Origin of the sequence: Pseudomonas mandelii (assembly GCF_002251635.1) — a bacterium.
Taxonomy (GTDB): Bacteria; Pseudomonadota; Gammaproteobacteria; order Pseudomonadales; family Pseudomonadaceae; genus Aquipseudomonas; species Aquipseudomonas mandelii_B.
Genome location: NZ_NMOJ01000168.1, coordinates 17,385 through 38,760 on the forward strand (window position 1 = coordinate 17,385; position 21,376 = coordinate 38,760).

The 21,376-nt window shown below is 60.7% G+C and carries 20 protein-coding genes and 2 pseudogenes; 15 read left to right on the top strand and 7 right to left on the bottom strand.

Annotation, left to right across the window (positions count from 1 at the left end):
• The first annotated feature begins 100 nt into the window (after positions 1-100).
• The 5 genes from B7L09_RS21285 to B7L09_RS21305 all read left to right on the top strand — a co-directional run bounded on the left by B7L09_RS21285 (position 101) and on the right by B7L09_RS21305 (position 6,002).
• Positions 101-1,591: an aldehyde dehydrogenase gene (locus tag B7L09_RS21285; protein ID WP_094470534.1), complete on the top strand. Its 1,491-nt coding sequence runs from the start codon at positions 101-103 to the stop codon at positions 1,589-1,591.
• A 21-nt stretch (positions 1,592-1,612) separates the two neighbouring features.
• Entirely contained in the window at positions 1,613-2,983 is a 1,371-nt protein-coding gene (locus B7L09_RS21290; protein ID WP_094470500.1) for an aspartate aminotransferase family protein, read from the top strand.
• 395 nt (positions 2,984-3,378) lie between these two features.
• A complete protein-coding gene (locus B7L09_RS21295; RefSeq protein ID WP_094470501.1) occupies positions 3,379-4,365 on the top strand; it encodes an ABC transporter substrate-binding protein in 987 nt (328 codons plus the stop codon).
• Between the two features lie 9 nt (positions 4,366-4,374).
• A complete protein-coding gene (locus B7L09_RS21300) occupies positions 4,375-5,178 on the top strand; it encodes an ABC transporter permease (RefSeq protein ID WP_010467403.1) in 804 nt (267 codons plus the stop codon).
• Positions 5,166-6,002 (top strand): ABC transporter ATP-binding protein, encoded by an 837-nt coding sequence (locus tag B7L09_RS21305; protein WP_094470502.1) that lies wholly within the window; start codon positions 5,166-5,168, stop codon positions 6,000-6,002. The genes B7L09_RS21300 and B7L09_RS21305 overlap by 13 nt, the downstream gene beginning before the upstream one ends.
• A gap of 49 nt (positions 6,003-6,051) precedes the next feature.
• Here the strand turns inward: B7L09_RS21305 and B7L09_RS21310 are convergent, their stop codons facing one another.
• Positions 6,052-7,131, bottom strand: a complete 1,080-nt coding sequence (locus tag B7L09_RS21310) for an endonuclease/exonuclease/phosphatase family protein (RefSeq protein ID WP_094470503.1) — start codon at positions 7,129-7,131, stop codon at positions 6,052-6,054.
• 67 nt (positions 7,132-7,198) lie between these two features.
• Positions 7,199-7,873, bottom strand: coding sequence for a YciC family protein (locus B7L09_RS21315; protein ID WP_094470535.1), 675 nt, complete (start codon positions 7,871-7,873; stop codon positions 7,199-7,201).
• A gap of 177 nt (positions 7,874-8,050) precedes the next feature.
• Here B7L09_RS21315 and B7L09_RS21320 point away from each other — a divergent pair, with 177 nt between their 5' ends.
• From B7L09_RS21320 to B7L09_RS21340, 5 genes and pseudogenes are all read left to right on the top strand, one after another.
• Positions 8,051-8,815 (top strand): DUF2076 domain-containing protein, encoded by a 765-nt coding sequence (locus B7L09_RS21320; RefSeq protein ID WP_094470504.1) that lies wholly within the window; start codon positions 8,051-8,053, stop codon positions 8,813-8,815.
• Positions 8,816-9,077: 262 nt separating this feature from the next.
• Complete coding sequence (locus B7L09_RS21325; protein WP_094470505.1) at positions 9,078-9,557, top strand: LabA-like NYN domain-containing protein; 480 nt, start codon at positions 9,078-9,080, stop codon at positions 9,555-9,557.
• A gap of 22 nt (positions 9,558-9,579) precedes the next feature.
• On the top strand, positions 9,580-10,191 hold the full coding sequence (locus B7L09_RS21330) for a 3'-5' exonuclease (protein WP_094470506.1): 612 nt from the start codon (positions 9,580-9,582) through the stop codon (positions 10,189-10,191).
• A 460-nt stretch (positions 10,192-10,651) separates the two neighbouring features.
• Positions 10,652-10,774, top strand: a pseudogene (locus tag B7L09_RS32450) (DUF6124 family protein); the annotation flags it as partial.
• Between the two features lie 53 nt (positions 10,775-10,827).
• Positions 10,828-11,184, top strand: coding sequence for a BRO-N domain-containing protein (locus B7L09_RS21340; protein WP_255142342.1), 357 nt, complete (start codon positions 10,828-10,830; stop codon positions 11,182-11,184).
• A 285-nt stretch (positions 11,185-11,469) separates the two neighbouring features.
• Here the strand turns inward: B7L09_RS21340 and B7L09_RS21345 are convergent, their stop codons facing one another.
• The gene (locus tag B7L09_RS21345; RefSeq protein WP_094470507.1) at positions 11,470-11,925 is read right to left on the bottom strand and encodes an Lrp/AsnC family transcriptional regulator; all 456 of its coding nucleotides are present in this window, start codon (positions 11,923-11,925) and stop codon (positions 11,470-11,472) included.
• Positions 11,926-12,088: 163 nt separating this feature from the next.
• Here B7L09_RS21345 and yedA point away from each other — a divergent pair, with 163 nt between their 5' ends.
• Positions 12,089-13,015, top strand: a complete 927-nt coding sequence (gene yedA, locus B7L09_RS21350) for a drug/metabolite exporter YedA (RefSeq protein WP_094470508.1) — start codon at positions 12,089-12,091, stop codon at positions 13,013-13,015.
• A gap of 65 nt (positions 13,016-13,080) precedes the next feature.
• Positions 13,081-14,415, top strand: coding sequence for an RNA helicase RhlE1 (rhlE1, locus tag B7L09_RS21355; protein WP_094470509.1), 1,335 nt, complete (start codon positions 13,081-13,083; stop codon positions 14,413-14,415).
• Between the two features lie 140 nt (positions 14,416-14,555).
• Here the strand turns inward: rhlE1 and B7L09_RS21360 are convergent, their stop codons facing one another.
• Together B7L09_RS21360 and B7L09_RS21365 are read right to left on the bottom strand one after the other, a co-directional pair.
• Positions 14,556-15,791: a TIGR03862 family flavoprotein gene (locus B7L09_RS21360; RefSeq protein ID WP_094470510.1), complete on the bottom strand. Its 1,236-nt coding sequence runs from the start codon at positions 15,789-15,791 to the stop codon at positions 14,556-14,558.
• A 294-nt stretch (positions 15,792-16,085) separates the two neighbouring features.
• The gene (locus B7L09_RS21365; RefSeq protein WP_094470511.1) at positions 16,086-17,006 is read right to left on the bottom strand and encodes a histone deacetylase family protein; all 921 of its coding nucleotides are present in this window, start codon (positions 17,004-17,006) and stop codon (positions 16,086-16,088) included.
• Positions 17,007-17,080: 74 nt separating this feature from the next.
• Here B7L09_RS21365 and B7L09_RS21370 point away from each other — a divergent pair.
• The 3 genes and pseudogenes from B7L09_RS21370 to B7L09_RS21380 all read left to right on the top strand — a co-directional run bounded on the left by B7L09_RS21370 (position 17,081) and on the right by B7L09_RS21380 (position 19,214).
• Positions 17,081-17,649, top strand: a pseudogene (locus B7L09_RS21370) (GNAT family N-acetyltransferase).
• Between the two features lie 105 nt (positions 17,650-17,754).
• Positions 17,755-18,624: an acyl-CoA thioesterase II gene (gene tesB, locus B7L09_RS21375; RefSeq protein ID WP_094470512.1), complete on the top strand. Its 870-nt coding sequence runs from the start codon at positions 17,755-17,757 to the stop codon at positions 18,622-18,624.
• Positions 18,621-19,214, top strand: coding sequence for an HAD family hydrolase (locus tag B7L09_RS21380; protein WP_094470513.1), 594 nt, complete (start codon positions 18,621-18,623; stop codon positions 19,212-19,214). Before tesB ends, B7L09_RS21380 begins: the two co-directional genes overlap by 4 nt.
• Before the next feature lie 96 nt (positions 19,215-19,310).
• On the opposite strand, the gene B7L09_RS21385 is transcribed toward B7L09_RS21380, so the two are convergent.
• Complete coding sequence (locus B7L09_RS21385) at positions 19,311-20,270, bottom strand: alpha/beta fold hydrolase (RefSeq protein WP_094470514.1); 960 nt, start codon at positions 20,268-20,270, stop codon at positions 19,311-19,313.
• Positions 20,271-21,164, bottom strand: coding sequence for a KPN_02809 family neutral zinc metallopeptidase (gene ypfJ, locus B7L09_RS21390; protein ID WP_094470515.1), 894 nt, complete (start codon positions 21,162-21,164; stop codon positions 20,271-20,273).
• Positions 21,165-21,376 lie beyond the last annotated feature (212 nt).

Below are 21,376 nucleotides of genomic sequence, written 5' to 3' on the forward strand. Positions count from 1 at the left end.
CCAGTTTTTTCATGGTCTGCAAAGACATTTTTACTATTTTTACTGGACTCGGGCCTGGGCCACCATCCAGACACAAGAAAAGCCCTTGGAGCATCTGAACGTGTTCGAGCTTGCATATTGGCAAAACAAAGCCGCCGCGCTGCGGTTTCCCGATCAGGCCCTGATCGACGGCAAACCCCGTTCGGCGCAGTCGGGGCAGACCTTCACAGCGATCAACCCCGCCACTGGCCAGCGTCTGGCGAGCGTGACCGCTTGCGGTGATGAAGAGGTGGACGCGGCGGTGCGCACTGCGCGGCGGGTATTCGAGGTCGGCACCTGGTCGGGGCGTTCGCCGAGCGAGCGCAAGCACGTGTTGCTGCGTCTGGCGGAGCTGATCATGACCCACCGCGAAGAACTGGCGCTGCTCGACTCGCTGAACATGGGCAAGCCTGTGACGGACGCCTACAACATCGACGTGCCGGGCGCCGCCGGGGTGTTTCGCTGGTACGCCGAAAGCCTCGACAAACTCTACGATCAGATCGCCCCGAGTGCGCAAAACGTGCTGGCGACCATTACCCGCGAAGCGCTGGGTGTGGTCGCCGCCGTGGTGCCGTGGAATTTCCCGCTGGACATGGCCGCGTGGAAACTCGCGCCAGCCTTGGCCGCAGGCAATTCGGTGATCCTAAAACCTGCCGAGCAGTCACCGTTCTCCGCGTTGCGTCTTGCTGAGCTTGCACTGGAAGCCGGTCTACCGCCAGGCGTGCTGAACGTGCTGCCAGGCCTCGGCGAGCAGACCGGCAAAGCCCTCGGTTTGCACCCGGACGTCGATTGCCTGGTGTTCACCGGCTCCACCGAAGTCGGCAAATATTTCATGCAGTATTCCGCGCAATCGAACCTGAAACAGGTGTGGCTGGAGTGCGGCGGCAAGAGCGCCAATCTGGTGTTCGCCGATTGCCAGGACCTGGACCTGGCCGCCGAGAAAGCCGCGTTCGGCATCTTCTTTAATCAGGGCGAAGTCTGCTCGGCCAACTCCCGGCTGCTGGTGCAGCGTTCGATTCATGACGAGTTCGTCGAGCGCCTGAACGTGCAGGCCGAGCGCTGGCAGCCGGGGGATCCGCTGGACCCGTCGAGCAGCGCCGGGGCGATTGTCGACAGCCGCCAGACGGCACGCATCATGAAGTTCATCCAGCAGGCCGAGCGCCAAGGAGCAACGAAACTTTGTGGCGGTCGGCAGTCGATATTCAACGGCTCCGACAACTTCATTCAGCCGACGATTTTTACCGGTGTGAGCCCGGACATGCCGCTGTTTCGCGATGAAGTGTTCGGCCCGGTGCTGGCGGTCACGGCGTTCGACGACGAGGCCCATGCCTTGCAATTGGCCAACGACAGCGTCTACGGCTTGGCCGCCTCGCTGTGGACCGACGACCTCAACCGCGCCCACCGTGTGGCGCGGCAATTGCGAGCGGGCACGGTGTCGGTCAACAGCGTCGATGCATTGGACGTGACCGTGCCTTTCGGTGGCGGCAAACAGTCCGGTTTCGGCCGCGACCTGTCGCTGCACTCATTCGATAAATACACCCAGTTGAAGACCACCTGGTTTCAGCTGCGCTAATAACAAAACGGAGAACTGGCGATGACCACACCACGTGAAACCCGCGACTACCAGGCCGCCGACGCTGCGCACCACATCCACGCGTTTGTCGATCAAAAAGCGCTCAACGACGAAGGGCCGCGGGTGATGGTCCGGGGTGAGCGCCTGCACCTGTGGGACAACGATGGCCGGCGTTACCTCGACGGCATGTCCGGGTTGTGGTGCACCAACCTCGGTTACGGGCGCAAGGACCTGGCGGCCGCGGCGACCCGACAGCTTGAGCAACTGCCGTACTACAACATGTTTTTCCACACCACCCACCCGCAGGTGATCGAGCTCTCGGAGCTGTTGTTCAGCTTGTTGCCCGGACACTACAGCCACGCGATCTACACCAACTCCGGCTCCGAAGCCAACGAGGTGCTGATCCGCACCGTGCGTCGTTACTGGACGATTCTCGGCAAGCCCGAGAAGAAAATCATGATCGGTCGCTGGAACGGTTATCACGGCTCGACACTGGCGGCGACGGCGCTCGGTGGCATGAAATTCATGCACGAAATGGGCGGCATGATTCCCGACATCGAGCACATCGACGAGCCGTACTTTTTTGCCCACGAGGGCAACCTGTCGCCGGCTGAATTCGGCCTGCGGGCGGCGCAGCAACTGGAAGCGAAGATTCTCGAACTGGGCGCGGACAAGGTCGCCGGATTTATCGCCGAACCGTTCCAGGGTGCGGGCGGAATGATCTTCCCGCCAGAAAGTTACTGGCCGGAAATTCAGCGGATCTGCCGCAAGTACGACGTGCTGTTGTGCGCTGATGAAGTGATCGGCGGCTTCGGTCGCACCGGCGAATGGTTCGCTCACGAGCACTTCGGTTTTGAGCCGGACACGTTGTCGATCGCCAAAGGTTTGACCTCGGGTTACATCCCCATGGGCGGGCTTATCCTGTCGAAGAAAATGGCTCAGGTATTGGTGGAGCAGGGCGGGGTGTTTGCGCACGGGTTGACTTACTCCGGGCACCCGGTGGCGGCAGCGGTGGCGATTGCCAACCTCACGGCTTTGCGCGATGAGGGGGTGGTGGCGCGGGTCAAGGATGACATCGGGCCTTACCTGCAACAGTGCTTGCGCGAGGTGTTCGGCAATCACCCGTTGGTGGGCGATATCCAGGGTGTCGGCATGGTGGCGGCGTTGCAATTTGCGGAGGACAAAAGCAGCCGCAAGCGCTTTGCCAACGAGAACGACATTGCCTGGCGTTGCCGCACGATTGGCTTTGAGGAAGGGGTGATCATTCGCTCGACGCTGGGGCGGATGATCATGGCGCCGGCGTTGATTGCCCGTCGTGAGGAAATCGATGAGCTGGTTGGCAAGACCCTGAAAGCGGTTGATCGGACGGCTCAGGAATACGGCCGGCTCTGACATTGTCGGAAGGTCCTTCGGACCTTATCGCGGGCAAGCCCGCTCCCACAGGGATTTGTGTCGGCCTCAAGATTAAGGCTCGACACATAACCTGTGGGAGCGGGCTTGCCCGCGATTGCTTTCGTTCATTCAACACACCTCTCAGCTTTTGCACCCTCCCCGTGCACCCCCGCCAACACCGCACTTTTACGGCGCGCACTACCCAGTTTTTTCATCACTCCCAACGACATATTTCCTGATTTTCCTATCCCCGCCGCTGGTCCAACATCGACTTCGCCAGTCAGCCGAATGCTGACCACCGAAAGGTCCATCAGAGACCACCGGTGGCAACTGATCCAAGGCCACTGGCCGTACTGCCCATGACAAAACTAAATCAACAGCTTTGGGAGTGCTCCATGATCAAGTCCTTGCTTAACCGCGTCGCTCATCCACTGGCGGTCACCGCCATCGCCGCCACGGTCGCTACCAGCGCCCAGGCCGGCACCCTGTCCATCGGCCACACCACGTGGGTCGGCTACGGCACCCTCTATCTCGCTCAGGACCTTGGCTACTTCAAGGAAGGCGGTTTGACCGTCGAATTGCCCGTCGTCGAAGAAGCCTCGATGTACATGGCCGCCCAGGCATCGGGCGAGTTGTCGGGCTCGGCGTCGACCATCGACGAAGTGCTCAAGTACCGTCCGCAATTCTGCTTCAAGGCCGTCGCCGCGCTCGATGACAGCCATGGTGGCGACGGTGTTCTGGTGGGCAAGGACGTCAAGAGCTTGCAAGAACTGAAAGGCAAGGCGGTGGCGGTGAACGAAGGGTCAACCTCGCAGTTCTGGCTGTCGTACCTGCTGAAAAAACACGGCATGAGCATGAGCGACATCACCGTGCAAAACATGACGGCCGATGACGCCGCCACCGCGTTCATCGCCGGTCGTGTGCCGGCCGCCGTGACCTGGGAGCCGCACCTGTCGATGGTCCGCAGCAAGCAACAAGGCAAAGTGCTGATCGACAGCAGCAGTACGCCGGGGGTGATTGTCGATGTGGTCGCGCTCAACTGCACCGTCATCGAGAAGCAACCGGAAGACGTCAAGGCCCTGGTCGCCGGTCTCTACAAAGCCGTGCAGTACACCAAGGACCATCCGCAAGAAGCTTACAAAATCATGGCCAAAGGCGTCGGCGGTTACCTCGCCGATCCGAAGGAGCTGGCCGCTGCCGCTCAAGGCGTGCGCTTCTACGATCAAGCCATGAGCGAAAAACTCCTCGGTTCTCCGGGTAAGCCGGGCGACAGCGAGCCACTGATCAAACTGGCCAATGAAACCGCCAGCGAATTGCAGGGCAAGCCCTACAACGTCAGCAATGACGACCTGATCGACAACCGCTTCGTCAGCCCGCTGTAGGAGGTCCGCATGTTCAAGCGCAATTCATGGCTGAGCCGCTGCATCACGCCCAAGACTGGCCTGCCGGTGCAGGTGATCTGGAGCGCGAGCGGCCTGGCCTGGGTGTTGTTGATCGGCCTGTGGGCCGGGTTGTCTTACGGCGGCGTGGTGCCGGGCATGTTCCTGCCGACACCGGGCGCGGTGGCCGAAGCCGCCGTGCGCCTGAGCCGCGACGGCACCCTGGGCCTGCATGTGTGGGCCAGCCTCGAAGTGGTGATGGTCGGTTTCATTGTCTCGTCGCTGGTGGCGGTGCCGCTGGGGTTGCTGATGGGCAGCTTCCGCATCGTTCAGGCGTTCCTTGAGCCGATGGTCAATTTCATCCGTTACCTGCCGGTGACCTCGTTCGTGCCACTGTTCATTTTGTGGATCGGTATCGGTCTGGAGCAGCGGGTTTCGGTGATCATCTTCGGCGTGTTTTTCCAGCAACTGGTGATGATCGCGGACGTGTCCAAGGGCATCTCCAAGGACCTGATCAACGCGTCCTACACCTTGGGCTCGACCCGCCGCGATGCGGTGCTGCATGTGATCGCCCCGGCGTCATTGCCCGGCGTGCTCGACACACTGCGCGTGACCATGGGCTGGGCCTGGACTTATCTGGTGGTCGCCGAGCTGGTGGCCGCTTCCAGTGGCCTGGGTTACTTGAGCCTGAAAGCCATGCGCGGCTTTCAGGTGGATGTGATTTTCCTGGCCATCGCGATCATCGGCCTGCTGGGCCTGGTCACCGATCAACTGTTCCGTTTTCTCCGTCTGAGGATCGCCGCATGGGCTCAGTAAGCGCCGTAAACCCGCGTTTCATCACACCCACGGCCGCCCCGGTGCAGGCCGCGCCACGGCTGCAAGTGGACAAGGTCAGCCTGCGTTATCAGAAACCTGACGGCGGTATGTTCACCGCGCTGGAGCAGGTGTCGTTCGAAGTGCCGGATCAACAATTCGCCGTGCTGGTCGGGCCGTCGGGCTGCGGCAAGTCGAGTCTGCTGTACCTCACGGCGGGTTTGAATGAGCCCACGGAAGGCGAGATCTATGTCGGCGGCCAGCAAGTGCAGGGGCCGGGTGCGGATCGCGGCATGGTGTTCCAGAGCTATACGCTGTTCCCGTGGCTGACCGTGCGGCAGAACGTCGAGTTCGGCCTCAAGCGGCGCGGCATGGCGGCCGTGCAGCGCAAGGAGATCGTCGATTACTACGTCAATGAAGTGGGGCTGACCGGGTTCGCCGACAACTACGCCAAGCAGTTGTCCGGCGGCATGATGCAGCGTGTGGCGATTGCCCGAGCGTTGGCCAATGACCCGCAAATCCTGCTGATGGACGAACCCTTCGGCGCGCTCGACAGCCAGACGCGCCTGCAAATGCAGCAATTGTTGTTGCGGGTCTGGGGCAACAGCAAGAAGACCGTGCTGTTCGTGACCCACGATATCGATGAGGCGATTCTGTTGGGGGATCGGGTCTATGTCATGGGCGCCCGGCCTGGGCGGATCAAGCAGATTCTGGATGTGCCGATCGAACGCCCACGGACCCTGGACATGGTGATGGAGCGCTCGTTCATCGACATGAAACGCAGGATTTTCGGGTTACTGCATGACGACTTGGAGGAAGTGCATTGACCTTGNNCGCGGGCAAGCCCGCTCCCACAGGTTTTATGGTGATTTGCCGTTAGGGGACCGCAGGTAGCAGGAACCTCGCAATCACCGGCAAATGATCGGAGATCCGCAAGGTATCGTCCTGCCTCACCATCGCCTCGACCCGTTTGATCCGCGGGCTGTAGAACAGGTAATCAACCGTTCGGTCCGGGCCGTTCAGGCCTGGATCATTTGGGTAATGGGTCAGCCACCGCGCCCGGTCGATCCCGCTGGCTTCGTTGTTGGTCGGGATCATCGGGTATTTGTCCCACAGCACATGCAAGGCACTGTCCACGGAGTAGGGCGTGCGTTGTTCGTCGGGCAGGCGTCGGTACTGGCCTAGCGGCAACAAGTTGAAGTCGCCACCGATCAACCACGGGGTGCCATGGCTTTCATATTTGTCGAGCACCTTGGCCACGGCGGTCACTTGGGCCAGCAGGGTTTCATCAGGTTGGATGACGCGGTCCAGATGGGTATTGAGCACCGCGATCTGCCCGCCGTCGCTCAGCGGCAGGTAAGTCGTCAGCAAGGCGTTTTTCGGTTTGAACTGACGGCTGATGATGTTGGCCGGCGACACCGGGAGTTGCAGGCGTTCGGCGTGTTCGATCTGGTAACGGCTCAGGGTCACCAGTTTGCGGCCGACGCTGCCGAAGATATGCAGGTTGGGCACAAAATCGGCTTTCCAGTCGAAGGCGTGAGCGCTGCACGGATAAAGGTCGGCGACCCGTTCCTGGAGCAACTTGAACTGGTTCTGGTAATCGCTGGCCTTGGCGCCGTCATCCAGTTCCTGCAACAGCACAATGTCCGGTTGCTCGTCGCGAATCACCCGCGCCACCTCATCGAGGCTGAAGGCCATGTCTTCGGCAGTGGGGCTTTCGTCGTCGCCTTCGGCCAGGTCATTCCAGAACACGTAGCGCTTGCCCGCCAGGTACTGGACGTTCCAGGTCATGACTTTCAGGGCCTGGCCGGGGACCAGCGTGGGCGCCTGAGCGCTGCAGCCGACCGGTGCTGCTTCTTTGGCACCGGGACGCCAGGTCAGGTTGTAAACCAGCAAGGCAATCAGGCCCGCCGCGATCAGCAGGCCCAGCAGGGTGTAGCGCAGTAGACGGGTCATGGCTCGGCTTATAGCGTTACAAAAGATGAGCCCGAGCATAACCGAGCGTCGGGCTTAAGCCCATGGGTCATAGCGGCCCGTCAATTTTCTCGGGGGCATCGGCAATCAGCATGAACAACCGGAACAGCACCACGCTGGTGAACAGTTGTAAAAAGCTGTGCGCGCTGTCGATCAGCAGCGAAATCACCGGGTTCTGCGGCTCCGGGTAAACCGCAAGGGTCGCGCCCTTGAGCACCCACAACGGGCCCATCACACACAGGATGCACACCAGGATTCGCAGGAAATGGCCGCGGGTCAGGCGCAGGCTTTCCTTCATCGCCNCCAGCGCCGACAGGCCGCGCAGCACCAGCAGGTACTCGCCGAATGCCAGGGTTACCATCAGCCAGATGCCCGGCAGGAAATACAGCGACAAGCCGATCAGGATCAACAAGGTGTTGAGGGCAGTGAGCAGGGCGAAGCGCGGCCACAGGTAGGCCGACCTCGACAGCAACTCGCGGGTGCTCGGTGATTCTCCACGGCTGCGGGCATCGAGAAACAGGATCAGTGCGGCGGTGTACAGCGGATAGACCAGCAAGCCGACCATCACGCTGATGCCGGGGAAACTGTCCGGCTCGGTGGAGCGATCGACCACTTGTTGCAGCAGCGCTTCGAAGATCACCAGCGGCAGGCACAGGCGCACGATCTGGCCCAGATTGCGCTTGAAGAAATACAGAGAGTCACGCAGTACATCGAACGAATTCATCAGTCGGTATCGCAGGTTGAAAGCAGTGGCCCACTTTAACCGATGAAGCCCTTTGGGGCGCAAACGTAAACGTTCGGTAAAGGTCATTGAAACATCCTGTATCAGCCCCATTACTGGAGAGCACCTTATCCACAGTGGATAAGGGCGACGATATTCCCGGCAATCTACGAGGTCGCCATGAACAGCGAAGAGCAAACCCTGATCGATGGACTGTTTTCACGGTTGCAGCAAGCCGAAACGGACTCAGCCCCCCGCGACGCCCTGGCTGAAGCGCGGATCAAGGAGCACATGACTCGCCAACCGGCCGCCGGCTACTACATGACCCAGTCGATNCTGGTTCAGGAAGCGGCCATCAAAAGCCTCGACGCACAGAACAAGCAGCTCGCTCAGCAAGTCCAGCAATTGCAGGCCGAACTGCAATCGGCCAAGGCTCAGCCGTCGGCGCCTGCCAGCGGTGGTTTCCTGTCGAGCATCTTTGGCGGCGGTTCCCGTGATCCGCAGCCTGCACCGACGCAAAGCGCGCCGTCCTCCAATGGTGGATGGCGTGAGCCGGGGCGGCCGTCGTTCAATTCGCAGCCGCCACAGCAACAGAACTTCGGTGCAGCACCGCCGCAGCAGAATTACGCACCGCAGCAGCAAGCCCCCGGGATTGGCAGTGGTTTCCTTGGCGGCGCACTGAAAACCGCCGCCGGTGTGGCCGGTGGCGTGATGCTGGCACAAGGCATCAGCAGCCTGTTCCACAGCAATCAGCAACCTCAGGAAGTCGTCGAAGTCATCAAGGAAGAACCGGCCCAGGTCAACGATCAGAGCGATAGCGGCAACGGTTGGGGTGACGACCAGCGTGTGGCTGACAACTCCAGTGATCAGGGCGGCTTTACCGACGCCGACTACAGCGATGACAACTCATCGTTCTTCGGCGGCGACGACGACTCCTTCGTCTGATCCCCTGTGGCGAGGGCGCTTGTCGGAACGCAGCACCGTCCCGCTGGAGTGCGAAGCAGGCCCCTTACGTTCTAAAGTGAGGGTGCGAAGCAGGCCCCTTACGTTCTAAAGTGAGGGTGCGTTTCGAGCGCCAGCGGGAGCGCGCAGCCTCGCCACATGGCCGATTATTCGCGGAACAATCCTTGAGGCTGGCATACTGGGCCACTTTTCGGGCCTGGTGCCTGACCCAGCCTGCGCGCGACTGCGCCAAAGAGGATGCACGGTGAAAAAAATCGCAGTGTTCGCCGACGTTCAAAACCTCTATTACACCGTGCGTCAGGCGTATGGCTGCCACTTCAACTACGCCGCCCTGTGGGCTGACATCAGCGCGCGCGGGCAGATCGTCGAGGCGTATGCGTATGCCATCGACCGTGGCGACAGCAAGCAGCAGCAATTCCAGCAGATCCTGCGCAACCTGGGCTTTACGGTAAAACTCAAGCCGTACATCCAGCGCGCCGACGGCTCGGCCAAAGGCGACTGGGACGTGGGCATCACCCTCGACATCATGGACGCCGCCGACCACGTCGACGAAGTGGTGCTGGCCTCCGGCGACGGTGATTTCGACATGCTGCTCGACCGCATCATCCAAAAGCATGGCGTCGAAGCCGTGGCCTACGGCGTGCCGGGCCTGACGGCCAACTCGCTGATCCGCGCCGCCAGCCGCTACGTGCCGATCGAAGGCGCGTTGCTGCTCAAGAATTGATTTTTACGGAGTTGAAACAGGTTTGGAACGCATAGCAGTCATCGACTTTGAAACCACCGGGATCNCCCCGAGCAGCCACTGCCGGGCTACGGAAATCGCGGTGGTCATCCTTGAGCGCGGCCAGATCGTGGACCGCTACCAGAGCCTGATGAATGCCGGCGTGCGTGTGCCGGGCTTTATCGAACAACTCACCGGCATCAGCAACGCCATGTTGCGCACCGCGCCCNCGGCCGAGCGGGTGATGAACGAAGTCAACGAGTTCGTCGGCACCACGCCACTGCTGGCGCACAATGCTGCGTTCGACCAGAAGTTCTGGGACTTCGAACTGGGCCTGATTCGCCGCACCCGCCTGCAAAAATTCGCCTGCTCCCTGCTGCTGGCCCGTCGCCTGATGCCAGCGGCGCCGAACCACAAACTCGGCACCCTCAACAGCTACGCCCAACTTCCCCACACCGGCAAGGCTCACCGGGCGATGGCGGATGCGGAGATGGCAGCCAACNTGACGGGGCATCTGCTTCAGGAACTGCAGCAGAAGCATGGGTTGCGCGAGTTGTCGCATGATCTGCTGGTCAGCTTGCAGAAGGTGCCGGCGGCCAAGATCAACGAACACCTCAAGCGGCATCGCGGGTTCTGACTGACACACCACAATCACACTGTAGGAGCCGGCTTGCTGGCGATAGCGGTGTATCAGTCGACATCAATGGTGAATGACNAACCGCTATCGCCAGCAAGCCGGCTCCTACAGGGGGNGTGTCGTATCAAAGCTTTCCATTGCCTTCAAGTNTGCGCTATCTTCAGGTCTCGGAGATTTCCCACAGGCCTTTCAGGTTGTCCCTCGGAACTGGCCTCATTAACCTTCGCCAGTCGCTGCCAATTCAGCGATCGGGACTGCAAGCCTGCCGAAATCATGTTGGGAGCTAAGAAGCGCCGCTATAATCGTGGCGTTTTTCATGGTCATCGTTTTGTGGTGGCTGTGCGTGGGAGACCTTCGGGTCTGCCGAGCTGCTCCTGACTCGGTCTTGCAGACCCGCGCACAGCTGCCTCCCATCATCTGCAAGTGATGTTGGCAGCTCCTATTTTTCAGGAGATTTACCATGATCAAAGACAGTCCCAATCCTCCATCTGATTCTCAATCTACCGACCATATTTTCACCGTACTGCCCAACCTGAACAGCGAAACCCTGCTCGCCAACGCCTCCCAAGACCTGGCATCCGTGCACTGTTGATGCACGCAGAGCCCTGGTTTTGCGCCCGCGATATCGGTCGATTGATGGGTGTGGACATAAATGGAAGGCAAGTGCTCAAGCTTGATGCGGATCAGAAGCAACTGATGTGTCTGTCCGGAGATGATGACCTCGAAGAGACCTTGATGCTGAGTGAATCGGGCGTATACGCGATGTTGGTGTACCACTACTGCCCGGAAAACCGCCATTTACGACGTTGGCTGACCCACGACGTGGTGCCGATGTTGCGGGAGGAAGTCGGGTCCATTTCGAATCAAGCGCCGCATATGCGGGCGATGGAATGGGCGGGAGGAACGCTGCGGCTGCTGCATTGGCGCAAAGAACCTTGGGTGCGCCTGCGGGATATGCCGGGCTTGTTGCCTGCAAGTTACTGCGGCGTCTGACAGATCGCTTCGCGGGCAAGTCGAATCGTCGCACCGCCGCTCCCACAGGAATCAGGTGACATCCGTGAGGGTGGGGTTGTGGACAGGCTCACCGGGCCATGGCCGATGCTGAAATGGCGGCCAACCTGACGTCGCACCTGAACATGGCTGGCATTTCAGTCTCCAGTTAGCGCACATCCCCTGTGGGAGCGAGCCTGCTCGCGATAGCTATCTATCATTCAACTAAGAAGTCGACTGATCCGCCGCTATCGCCAGCAAGCCGGCTCCTACAGGGGGCGTGTCGTATCAAAGCTTTCCATTGCCTTCAAGTTGCCCCAACGGCACGCGCTTTTCGATGGCGCTNGACAAAATAATCGAGGTCTTGCTGAACCCGAACTTCGCCACCCGGTTGATCAGGTTCTCCAGCTCCGGCATCGACCCCACCGCCGCCTGCATGATCACGCACGGGTCGCCCGTCACTCGGTGGCATTCCGTCAGTTGTGGGATTTTGATCAGGTCGTCGTAGGCCTTCTGGTTACCGTGTTGGTTCAGGCGCAGTTCGATCACGCACTGGATAGGCAAGCCAAGCTTTGCCATGTCAACTTTGGCCTGGTAACCGGTGATGACNCCGCTGGCTTCCAGCTTGGCCACGCGCTCGGCCACGGCCGGCGCGGAGAGGTTTACCGTGCGNGCCAGGTCGGCGTAGGACGCACGACCGTTTTCCAGCAGGGCGCTGAGGAGCATGCGGTCGTATTTATCCATCGTTGTATTCCTGGAAAATGACTGACTTTCGAAAGCACGGTATATAGCGCCAATCTCCGTGTTTTGAAAAGTGTACCGGCGCTATAAACAGGTTTTGTAACTTATTTTGCGCCGCTGGCCTTTCTAGAATAGCTGTTCACATTGTCCTGTCATCGAGCTGCCCATGCCTGGCTTACGTCGTTTTCCCTTACCGTTGATCGCCGCCTTTTTTGCGTTGTATGTGATNTGGGGCTCGACTTACCTGGTGATCCGCATCGGCGTCGAGTACTGGCCGCCGCTCCTGCTCGCCGGTATCCGCTTTGTGATCGCCGGGAGTTTGATGTACGCCTTCCTGCGCTGGCGCGGGGCGCCGGCACCGACCTGGGTGCAGTGGAAAGCCGCCGGGATCATCGGGATCTTGCTGCTGACGTTCGGTAACGGCGCGGTCAGCGTGGCTGAACACACGGGCGTCGCTTCGGGTGTGGCCGCGCTGGCGGTGGCGACGGTGCCGTTGTTCACCTTGCTGTGCGGGTATTTCTGGGGCGCGCGCAATACGCGTCTGGAGTGGGCCGGGGTGGTGCTGGGGATTATCGGCATCGCGATGCTTAACATGGGCTCCAACCTGCAATCGAGCCCGACGGGTGCCATGTTGCTACTGTTTGCCGCCGCCTCCTGGGCCTTCGGTTCGGTCTGGAGCAAACACTTGCCGCTGCCCCAAGGCGCCATGGCCAGTGCCGTGGAAATGCTGGTGGGCGGTGTAGCGCTGCTGATCGGCAGTGCGCTGAGTGGTGAGCATCTGCAAGCCATGCCGCCGATCGAAGGCTGGGCGGCCCTGGCCTACCTGACCTTTTTCGGCTCGATCATCGCTTTCAACGCTTATATGTATCTGTTGAAAAACGTGCGTCCGGCGGCGGCCACCAGTTATGCCTACGTNAACCCGGCCGTCGCGGTGTTGTTGGGCATTGTGTTTGTCGGCGAGACCATCGGCATGGAAGAAGCCTTGGCGATGCTGGTGATCATCAGTGCCGTGGTGTTGATCGGATTGCCGCAGTGGCGCCGGGCTCCGCAAAGACCTCCTGCCGTGGTGCAGACAGAATCGCGCGTGAATTAGGGTAAACTGCGCGCCATTGCACACTTGTTCTGCACAACCGCGCTGAATTTTCCTACGGTAATCCCATGACTTTCGCCACCCTTGGCCTGATCGAACCCTTGCTGCGCGCCCTTGAGACGCTTGGCTACCAGACCCCGACGCCGGTGCAGGCGCAAGCCATTCCGGCGGTGCTGGCCGGTCGAGACCTGATGGCCGCGGCCCAGACCGGCACCGGCAAGACCGCCGGTTTCGCCCTGCCGCTCCTGCAATTGCTGACCATGGAAGGGCCGAAAGTCGCGTCTAACTCGGTGCGCGCACTGATCCTGGTGCCGACCCGCGAATTGGCCGAACAGGTTCACGAAGCCGTGCGTCAGTACGCCGAGAACCTGCCGTTGAGCACTTACGCGGTGTACGGCGGCGTCAGCATCAACCCGCAGATGATGAAGCTGCGCAAGGGCGTCGACATTCTGGTGGCGACGCCGGGTCGTTTGCTCGACCTGTATCGCCAGAAGGCCCTCAAGTTCAATCAGCTGCAAACCCTGATTCTGGACGAAGCCGATCGCATGCTTGATCTGGGTTTCTCCGAGGAACTGGGGAATATCTACCGCGTTCTGCCCAAGCAACGTCAGACGCTGCTGTTCTCCGCGACGTTCTCCGACGCGATCCGCTTGCTGGCCGGGCAAATGCTCAANGACCCGCTGACCGTCGAAGTCAGCCCGCGCAACGTCGCCGCCAACACCGTGAAGCAATGGGTGGTGCCGGTGGACAAGAAGCGCAAGGCAGAGCTGTTTGTGCACCTGATGCGCAAAGGCCGCTGGAAGCAGGTGCTGGTGTTCGCCAAGACCCGTAATGGCGTGGATGCGCTGGTGGATAAGTTGCAAGGCCTGGGCATCAATGCCGACGGCATCCACGGCGACAAACCCCAAGCCACCCGCCAGCGCGCNCTGGACCGTTTCAAGGCCAGTGAAGTGCAGATTCTTGTGGCCACCGACGTTGCGGCCCGTGGTCTGGATATCGAAGATCTGCCATTGGTGATCAATTTCGACCTGCCGATCGTGGCGGAGGACTACATCCACCGGATCGGTCGTACCGGTCGCGCGGGTGCAACCGGGCAGGCGATTTCGCTGGTCTGCGCCGATGAAGTGAANATGCTGTCGGCCATCGAGATGCTGACCCGTCAGACGTTGCCTCGCCAGATGGAACACGACTTCGAACCTGAGCATCGGGTACCGGATACTGACGCCAGCGGTCAGGTAGTGAAGAAGCCAAAAAAACCGAAGAAGCCGAAGACTTCCGGTGGCGGTAAACGCAACCTGGGTAAATGGGTTGAGAGTGGGGATGCTTCGGCGCCGGAGCCTTCGATCAAGCCTGTGCGAAAAGTGCCGGTGTTTAACACTGGGCCGCGTAAGAAGAAGCCTTAAAAAGCTCCGGCGTCTGGAAGGACGTCTTCGCGAGCAAGCCCGCTCCCACACTGGATTTTCTGTGAGCACATAATTTGTGAACGCCAAAGATCAAATGTGGGAGCGGGCTTGCCCGCGAAGGGCGCGCCTCGGTTTCAAGCCTAGCGCTTCAACCACTCCACCATCCCCAACCCCGCCGCGCGCCCACTGGCGAAACACGCTGTCAGTAGGTAGCCGCCGGTCGGCGCTTCCCAATCCAGCATCTCCCCCGCACAAAACACGCCCGGCAATTGCTTGAGCATCAACCGCTCATCCAGCGCCTCGAACATCACGCCACCGGCGCTGCTGATGGCCTCGTCCAGTGGACGGGTTTTCACTAAAGTCAGCGGCAACGCCTTGATCGCTTTGGCCAGCAACGCCGGATCAGCAAAGCATTCGGCTGGCGTAAGTTCGCGCAGCAACGCCGCTTTCACCCCATCGATCCCGAGTTGGCTGTGCAGGTGCTTGGACATGGAGCGGGAGCCACGTGGTTTGCTCAGCGCCGCCTTAACTTTATCCACAGGCCGGCCCGGTAGCAGGTCGAGGTGGATGGTGGCGGAGCCGTGCTGATTGATGGCCTCTCGAATCGGTGCCGAGAGGGCGTAGATCAAACTGCCTTCGATCCCGGTCGCGGTGATCACGCATTCGCCCAAGCGCGGCACGTCGTCATTGAGGCCGATGGCGATGTTTTTCAGCGGTGCGCCAGCGAACTTGCTGACCATCAACTCGCTCCAGGCCTGCACCTCGAAGCCGCAATTACTCGGTTGCAACGGCATCAGTCCTACGCCGCGCTGTTCCAGTGGCAGCATCCACGCGCCGTCCGATCCGAGGCGTGACCAGCTGCCGCCGCCGAGGGCCAGCAAGGTGGCGTCGGGCTTGATGAGGGTTTCGCCGTCGGGGCTGTCGATGCGTAATCCACCGTGGTCATCCCAGCCGACCCAACGNTGCCGGGTGTGGATAACCACGCCTTGGTCGCGCAGGCGCTTGAGCCAGGCGCGCAGCAGCGGCGCCGCCTTCATGTCNGTCGGAAACACCCGGCCGGAGCTGCCGACGAAGGTTTCGATGCCCAGGTCATGAATCCATTGGCACAACGCATCAGCGCCGAATGAGCGAAGCAGCGGGGCAATCTGCGGCGCGCGTTCGGCGTAGCGNGANAGAAATGCCGGGTANGCCTCGGAGTGGGTGATGTTCATGCCGCCCACGCCCGCCAGCAGGAACTTGCGCCCCACCGACGGCATGCCGTCATACAGGTCAACCTGCACGCCCGCCTGGCTCAACACTTCGGCCGCCATCAGGCCGGCGGGGCCGCCGCCGATGATGGCTACGTGAGAAGAGGAGGAGGTCGAGGGCTGAGTCATGATGAGCGCTGCGGTGTGGCGAAATAGCCGCACATTCTAGCAGTACGCGATACCTGTGGGAGCGGCGGTGCGACGATTCGACTTGCCCGCGATAGCGGACTGTCAGTCAATAAAGATGTTGGAAGTGCCGGCCTCATCGCGGGCAAGCCCGCTCCCACAGGGTTCATTGGTGTTTTTGAGAGGTGATCAAAAAACAACCACTAAGTTGTAGCCCATACGTCGCATGGCCTGCAGGCCCTTTCACTCAGGTTATCCACAGGCAGTTCCACAGGCATTGTGGGTAACGCCCACACTTCAATGACAACCGGATGACGTCCACACCCGCTGTGCACTGTGATGCAGGATGCCGTGGCGGCGGGCCAGGGCAGGGCGGTCCTTGCTGTAACCACCACCGATCACGCCCATGACCGGGATGTCGCGACCCAGGCAGTGGCGCATCACGCTTTCATCACGCGCGGCGACGCCTGCGTCTGTCAGCTTGAGGTAACCGAGGGCGTCATCCTTGTGCACGTCGACACCGGCGTCATACAACACCAGATCCGGTTGGTAGAGCGGCAGCAGNTAATTNAACGCGTCGTCCACGGNTTTGAGGTAGTCGGCATCGCCCATGCCCATGGGCAGCGGGATGTCCCAGTCGCTCTGGGCCTTGCGGGCGGGGAAGTTTTTTTCGCAGTGCAGGGAAACGGTTATCGCGTCCGGGGTGTTGTGCAGAATCCGTGCAGTCCCATCGCCCTGGTGCACGTCGCAATCGAAGATCAGCACCCGATTCACACGGCCGCTTTCCAGCAGGAAATGGCTGATCACCGCCAGGTCATTGAAGATGCAGAAACCCGCCGGATAGTCGTAATGCGCGTGATGGGTGCCACCGGCCAAATGACAGGCCAACCCGTGTTCCAGCGCCTGCTCTGCCGCGAGCAAGGAACCGCCGACCGCCCGCACCGTGCGCCGGGCCAGTGCTTCGCTCCAGGGCAGGCCAAGGCGGCGTTGGTCTTCGCGGGACAACTCGCCGCTCATGTAGCGTTCGATATACCCAGGTTCATGGGCGAGGGCCAGAATCTCTGTCGGGCACAGCTCCGGTCGCAGCAATTGGCTGTCCTCGGTCAGGCCGCTGTCCACCAGGTGGTCGCGCAACAGGCGAAACTTGTCCATGGGGAAGCGGTGATCCGCCGGGAATTCGGGGCTGTAGTCTTCGTGGTAGATCAGCGGCAGCGGCATAACGAATTCAGGTAGGAATGAGTGAAGGATCCTACCAGCGTTGTAGACTTGCGGCATGGAAAGGGGAGGACACGATGGAGCCGATACTGGAACTCGAGAGCGCGCGACTGGTGTTGCGGCAGTGGCGCGATGAGGATTTGCCGGAGTTTGCGGCGATGTGCGCCGATCCACAGGTCATGCGCTATTTTCCGGCCCCTTTGAGTCGTCTGGAGAGTGCTTCGCTGATCGGACGGATTCGCGGGCATTTTGCCGAACATGGCTTTGGTCTCTGGGCGCTGGAACGCAAGGACACCGGGGCATTCATCGGTTTCACCGGCCTCGGCATGGTCGGTTTCGACGCGCCATTCACCCCTGCGACCGAAATCGGCTGGCGCTTGGCGCGTGAGCATTGGGGCCTGGGTTATGCCAGTGAGGGGCGTGGACCGCTCTGCGTTGCGGCTTTGACCGGTTGGCGCTGCAAGAAGTCGTGTCGTTCACCGCCAAAGACAACCTGCCTTCGGAAAAAGTCATGCAAGCGATCGGCATGCACCATGATTCAGCCGATGACTTTGACCATCCCAAGCTCGCGGCCGATCATCCCTTGCGTCACCATGTGCTGTATCGCATCTCCCGTGAACAATGGCTGCAAACCTTGCATGGATAAGCAGGCACGGACGTTTACAATGGCTCCCATGTTGGCCCCGGCCATAAACTGAATCGACCGCCGCAGCCAAGACTGCGCGGCAAGCTTTGTGTGAGGAGAGTCTGAATGAGCCAAGTGTTGGATGATCTGGTCGATTTGCTGACCCTGGAACCGATCGAAGAAAACCTGTTTCGTGGCCGCAGTCAGGACCTGGGTTTTCGTCAGTTGTTCGGCGGTCAAGTGATCGGTCAGTCGTTGTCGGCGGCCAGTCAGACAGTCGAAGAAACGCGCCATGTGCATTCGATGCACGGTTATTTCCTGCGCCCGGGCGATTCCGCGTTGCCAGTCGTCTATCAGGTTGACCGGGTGCGTGATGGCGGCAGTTTCAGCACGCGCCGGGTGACGGCGATCCAGAAAGGCAACCCGATTTTTACCTGCACCACTTCGTTCCAGTACGACGAACAAGGCTTCGAGCACCAGACCACCATGCCGGTGGTCGTTGGCCCGGAGAACCTGCCGTCGGAACTGGAGCTGACCAAACAGCGCGCGCACCTGATCCCTGAGCACATGCGCGAAAAGTTGCTGTGCCCCAAGCCCATCGAAGTGCGCCCGGTCACCGAGAAAGACCCGTTCAACCCGCAACCGTCCGACCCGGTCAAGTACGTGTGGTTCCGAGCCGACGGTGCCTTGGCCGACTCGCCGGCGCTGCATAAATACCTGTTGGCCTATGCGTCGGACTTCGGTCTGCTGACCACCTCGCTGCTGCCCCACGGCAAGACGGTGTGGCAAAAAGACATGCAAGTCGCCAGCCTTGACCATGCGCTGTGGTTCCACGCTGACCTGCGCGCCGATGACTGGTTGCTGTACGCGATGGACAGCCCGTGGGCCGGCAACTCGCGTGGTTTCTCGCGGGGTAGCGTGTACAACCGCGCCGGGCAACTGGTGGCTTCGGTCACCCAGGAAGGCTTGATTCGCCATCGCAAGGATTGGGCATGAGCCTGGCGGACGTTAAGCACTGGGTCTTTGATATGGACGGCACCCTGACGGTGGCTGTGCATGACTTCGCGGCGATCCGCGTGGCGTTGGCGATTCCCGCCGAAGACGACATCCTGACCCACCTCGCGGCGCTGCCGGCCGATGAAGCGGCCGCCAAGCATGCGTGGCTGCTGGAGCACGAACGTGATCTGGCGCTGGGTTCGAAAGCTGCGCCGGGCGCGGTGGAGCTGGTGCGTGAGTTGGCCGGGCGTGGTTATCGCCTGGGCATTCTCACGCGCAATGCCCGGGAGCTGGCGCACGTAACCCTGGANGCGATTGGTCTGGCGGACTGCTTTGCTGTCGAGGATGTGCTGGGGCGTGAAGATGCGCCGCCCAAGCCGAATCCGGGTGGTTTGCTGAAACTGGCGACGGCTTGGGAGGTGGCGCCGAGCGAGATGGTGATGGTCGGGGATTACCGCTTTGATCTGGATTGCGGTCGAGCGGCGGGGGCGCGGACGGTGTTGGTGAATTTGCCGGATAACCCTTGGCCGGAACTGACGGATTGGCATGCGGCGGATTGCAGGGTGTTGCGGGAGATGTTGTCTGCCTGAGGCCCCCATCGCGGGCAAGCCCGCTCCCACAGGGATATAGAGAACCATTGTGGGAGCGGGCTTGCCCGCGATGGCGTCAGGCCAGACACCAAAAACTCACTGACCAAACAACACCTTTTGCCCCTCCGGCGACGTCAACATCCCATCCCCGTTATGCCCGACCCCTGGCACTTCAACCAGCCGCTGATTCACCCCTTGCGGATTGCGACGCAGCAGGTAATTGAAAAAATTCTTCCCGCGAATCAGACGATAAGCACCTTGCGCTTCGGCCTCGCAACCTTTGTCCAGCGCCGGATGCTGCGGGTCGGTGTCTTGCTGCCCGAGCAGATAAGTCACGTCCCGTTTGACGTAGTTTCCTTCAATCTGCAATGCCGTTTGCCCACTGGCATAAACCGGTAAATCCGTCAGCCCGTATTTCCAGCGATTGAAACCGGGACACGCCGCATGGTTGAACGCCACCGGCCGTTGCTCATTGAAATACGCATAGGACGAAGGGTTGGCGACCACGTAGCGAAGCTTCACGCCGGCGGCCGTCAGGGCCGGTTGCTCACGGGCCAGCAACGCATAACGCTGCACCACCTGAGCGCCACCAGAGTGGCCGGCGATGATGATTTGCTTCACGTCCGGAAACTGTCGACGGTCGCCGACTCGCTCGATGATCTGATCGAGGGCTGCAAAGGAACTCAGCGCAAAAGGAGCGGTGGATAAACCTCCTGCCATCCAGTCATTGCCCTGCCAGCGCAACACCGTTTCTGCCACAGGATGAAGTGCGATGTCGGTTTCGTTGAGAAATTGCGGGGCAATCACCAGGGTGCTTGCACTTTGCCCGGCCAGTTCCGCCGCGCGCTCGGCGCTCTGGCGATAGGTTTCAGCGTTGCGCAGGCGACCATGGATGATGATCAGCACGCGTTCGATTTTCGCGGGCGCCGGGCCGAGGCTCACCGCCATCTCACCTTCTTTCAACAACAACCGCCCGGGGCTGAGCTCTTTGACGCCATGCTCCGCAGCCTGGGTGCTCGCGCAGGTGAACAACAACATCAACAACCACTTATTCATTTAAAGGTTTTTCGCCGCAAAGGTATCGCACTGGCCCACCTGGCCTTGCGCAAATCCGGTTTTGAACCAGCGCACCCTTTGCGCCGATGTGCCATGGGTAAACGAGTCCGGTACCACCCGACCCTGACCCTGTTGCTGCAAACGGTCGTCGCCGATGGCGTTGGCCGCATTCAGTGCTTCTTCGATGTCACCCGGTTCCAGCCAGTTCAGGCGTTTTTGCGCATTGTTGGCCCAGACACCGGCCAGGCAATCGGCCTGCAACTCTTGACGCACCAACAAGCCGCCATCACCTTCCATCTGCCGGCCTTGCTGGCGGGCTGCCTGAATTTTCGCGGAAACGCCGAGCAACGTCTGAACGTGGTGTCCGACTTCGTGCGCGATCACGTAGGCCTGAGCGAAGTCACCGGCCGCGGAAAAGCGTTGCGACATTTCCTGGAAAAAGGCCATGTCCAGGTAGACCTTCTGGTCGGCCGGGCAATAGAACGGACCGGTCGCCGATGTCGCCAGGCCGCATGCCGAATTCACTCGGTTGCTGAACAGCACCAGTGTCGGGTTTTTATACTGCCGACCGGCCTGCTGGAAAATCTGGCCCCAGGTGTCTTCGGTATCGCCGAGGATCGAGCGCACGAATTCGGCGCCTTCATCAGTGGCCGGCGGCGCCTTGCGGCTTTGGTTGGTGGCCGGTGCCGATTGCTCAGTCATTTGTCCGGTCAGTTGCCCGAGGATCTGCATCGGGTCCTGGCCTGTGAGCCAGCCAATCCCCACAATCAGGATGATCGCGGTCAGGCTCAGGCCNTTGCCGCCACCAAAACGCATGCCGCCACCACCGCNNCCGACATCATCACCACGGGCGTCGACCACGTTGTCGCTGCGTCGGCCTTTTTTCCATAGCATGTGGGAATCCTCTGATTGTCCGTGGTGATGAGTGTTGCTGGTGTGTGGGGGCGGCGCCAGTCCGGCTGTCCGGCTTTTCGTTCACTGGCCGGAAGAATCGCTGACTGTAGGAACATGGATCACCCATCGAATTCCGTCAGGGCGCGGATTTTTATCGAACGGGCGACCCGCGGGTCTGTCGAGCATCGGGTTCCAGATTTCGCATTACAGGG

Coding starts and splice junctions, on each gene's coding strand:
- B7L09_RS21305 (WP_094470502.1), top strand. CDS start 5,166: ATGGGCTCAGTAAGCGCCGTAAACCCGCGTTTCATCACACCCACGGCC.
- B7L09_RS21295 (WP_094470501.1), top strand. CDS start 3,379: ATGATCAAGTCCTTGCTTAACCGCGTCGCTCATCCACTGGCGGTCACC.
- B7L09_RS21300 (WP_010467403.1), top strand. CDS start 4,375: ATGTTCAAGCGCAATTCATGGCTGAGCCGCTGCATCACGCCCAAGACT.
- B7L09_RS21385 (WP_094470514.1), bottom strand. CDS start 20,270: ATGAATAAGTGGTTGTTGATGTTGTTGTTCACCTGCGCGAGCACCCAG.
- B7L09_RS21290 (WP_094470500.1), top strand. CDS start 1,613: ATGACCACACCACGTGAAACCCGCGACTACCAGGCCGCCGACGCTGCG.
- B7L09_RS21310 (WP_094470503.1), bottom strand. CDS start 7,131: ATGACCCGTCTACTGCGCTACACCCTGCTGGGCCTGCTGATCGCGGCG.
- B7L09_RS21340 (WP_255142342.1), top strand. CDS start 10,828: ATGGGTGTGGACATAAATGGAAGGCAAGTGCTCAAGCTTGATGCGGAT.
- tesB (WP_094470512.1), top strand. CDS start 17,755: ATGAGCCAAGTGTTGGATGATCTGGTCGATTTGCTGACCCTGGAACCG.